Raw genomic sequence first — 2,243 nt, 5'->3', positions numbered from 1 at the left:
CCTTGAAAACCAAGGCATTATGGTATAATACAGGATATGAAAGAAGTTGCTGTATACCCAGAAAATATTGAAGATTGCTATAAAGTCATCGATCACGTTTCAATTGAGCGTGACCATTATAAAGTACTGTATGAGCAATTGCAGCGCCATCGTTATGGACAACGCTCAGAAAAGCTAAGTAAAGACCAACTGGCCTTATTCTCTGAATTATTAGGTGAAGACGCAGAAAAAGAGCCTCAGGAAGAAACTGTCACTGTTCCATCACATCAACGTGTGCGACCAAAACGCAAGCCATTGCCAGAACATCTGCCACGCGAACGTGTTGAACATGACCTAGCAGATGAAGAAAAAATTTGTGCGTGTGGTTGCACCCTGCAACGCATTGGTGAAGAAATTACAGAAAAGCTAGAAGCAATCCCAACACAGTTTAAAGTCATTCAACATGTGCGCTTTAAATATGGCTGTAAAGCCTGTGAAACGGGAGTGAAAATTCCATCATTGCCACCGATGCTGATTCCAAAAAGCATTGTTACACCAAGCTTATTGGCGATGATTGTCTCTGATAAATTTGAAAGCCATTTGCCTTTGCACCGTCAAACACAGCGCTTTGAAGCGCTAGGCATTGATTTGCCTCGTAACACCATGGCCAATTGGGTCATCGTCATTGGCATGTTTTGCGAGTCATTATTAGAATTGATGAAGCAAGACATGCTTCAGGCAAAATTAATTCATGCTGATGAAAGCCCATTACGCGTTTTAAGTGAAGGCAAGCAAAAAAGCTATCTTTGGTATTATTATGGCCGTGTTGCTGAAAGTCAGATTTGCTGTATTGATTTTCAAGCATCACGCCACTCAATACACCCTGCTAATTTTTTAAAGGATTATTCAGACTACATGATGACCGATGCCTACAGCGGTTATGGTGAGTTGGTAAGAAAAAAAGATGTTATTCCGACCTACTGTTGGGCTCATGCCAGACGTAAGTTTGAAGCGATTCCACAGCCAAAAAAGGCAGTAAAAAAGTCACACTGGCGATGGAAATGCTTAACTTTATTAGCGCCCTGTATAAAATAGAAAAAGAAGTTAAAAATGAGCCACCCGATATTATTTATCAACAGCGCCAAGAAAAATCTAAACCAATCTTAGATAAAATTAAACAGTGGCTAGAGCAGCATCAGCCTGGCATTCCACCAAAAGTGCCGTTGGGCAAGGCGATTAGTTATTTGCATAAAAACTGGGATCAGTTTGCCCGTTATATTGATGAACCGTTTTTATCAATCGATAACAATGTGTTAGAGCGACAAATTCGCCCCTTAGCAGTTGGCAGGCATAATTGGTTGTTCTCAGCCAGTGAAGCAGGTGCACAAGCAACGGCTGCATTTTACAGCTTGGTTGCCACTTGTAAACTCAACGGCCATAAGCCATATCACTACCTCAAATATTTATTTGAAAATCTTCGGGCTGCAAAAACGGATGATGAGTTGAGAGCGCTATTGCCTTATAATGTCGAGCCCAGCTGATCAACCGAGCCCACCACGCATGCCGATGGCTGCTTAAGTCAAAGCTGCACTTGCCAGAACGCTTACGTCTTAACCCGGAAAGTGGATACCTGTTTACGCAGCTTCAGCCATCAATTCATACTCAGTGGGAGTGTGATAGTTGATCGATGTGACTTTCCCTAGAAGTAAGCAACAGCCCCCTTATACGCTATTCATCACGGGGGCAGGCCCCCGTGATTTTCGCTATGCGCTTAAAAGTCCATAGAATTCTTGCGTTTATTGAACTTCCAGTTATTGTCTAATATATCTAAAAAAAAATCACTCTGAACAAATTCTATACTGTTTATTTTTAATTAAATCTAGAGATGTTTTACTCGTGTGAGAACAGTCACTACAAATTAAATTACCACAATAACGGCAATGGTGTCTTCTAAAAAAAAGTTTAAACTCTTCATTGCAAATAGAACAGTCGCTTCGACTATTGTCAGGCTTAAATTTATTATTTTTCATCCTAAAATCATAACATTTACTCCAAAGATCTGTTAAAATTTCAAACTCTCTATCAGGGGAGGGAGGCTTTGCTATACATAATTGATATTTTTTGATACGATGTTCTGCTTCTTTGATCATTTTGATCGAGTGTGACCTACTAAAATTTCTATTTTTTCATAATTCTGTCGTCAAGTACAAATCGATCATCCGATTCTCCTCCGCGAGCACAACCTACAGCCAAAAAAATATTTT

The 2,243-nt window shown here is 40.1% G+C and carries 3 protein-coding genes; 2 read left to right on the top strand and 1 reads right to left on the bottom strand.

Annotated features, from left to right (window positions below):
- The first annotated feature begins 36 nt into the window (after positions 1-36).
- Positions 37-1,074, top strand: coding sequence for an IS66 family transposase (gene tnpC / locus BGC07_RS19750; protein ID WP_077217001.1), 1,038 nt, complete (start codon positions 37-39; stop codon positions 1,072-1,074).
- On the top strand, positions 1,041-1,520 hold the full coding sequence (locus BGC07_RS19745) for an IS66 family transposase (protein WP_158006991.1): 480 nt from the start codon (positions 1,041-1,043) through the stop codon (positions 1,518-1,520). The genes tnpC and BGC07_RS19745 overlap by 34 nt, the downstream gene beginning before the upstream one ends.
- 297 nt (positions 1,521-1,817) lie before the next feature.
- Here BGC07_RS19745 and BGC07_RS19740 read toward each other — a convergent pair whose 3' ends face one another.
- Complete coding sequence (locus BGC07_RS19740) at positions 1,818-2,129, bottom strand: FYVE zinc finger domain-containing protein (protein ID WP_077216999.1); 312 nt, start codon at positions 2,127-2,129, stop codon at positions 1,818-1,820.
- Positions 2,130-2,243: the final 114 nt, after the last annotated feature.

It is taken from the genome of Piscirickettsia litoralis, assembly GCF_001720395.1.
GTDB lineage: Bacteria > Pseudomonadota > Gammaproteobacteria > Piscirickettsiales > Piscirickettsiaceae > Piscirickettsia > Piscirickettsia litoralis.
Note: the sequence above shows the minus strand (reverse complement) of the source record. Positions and strands in the feature narration are given on the sequence as shown.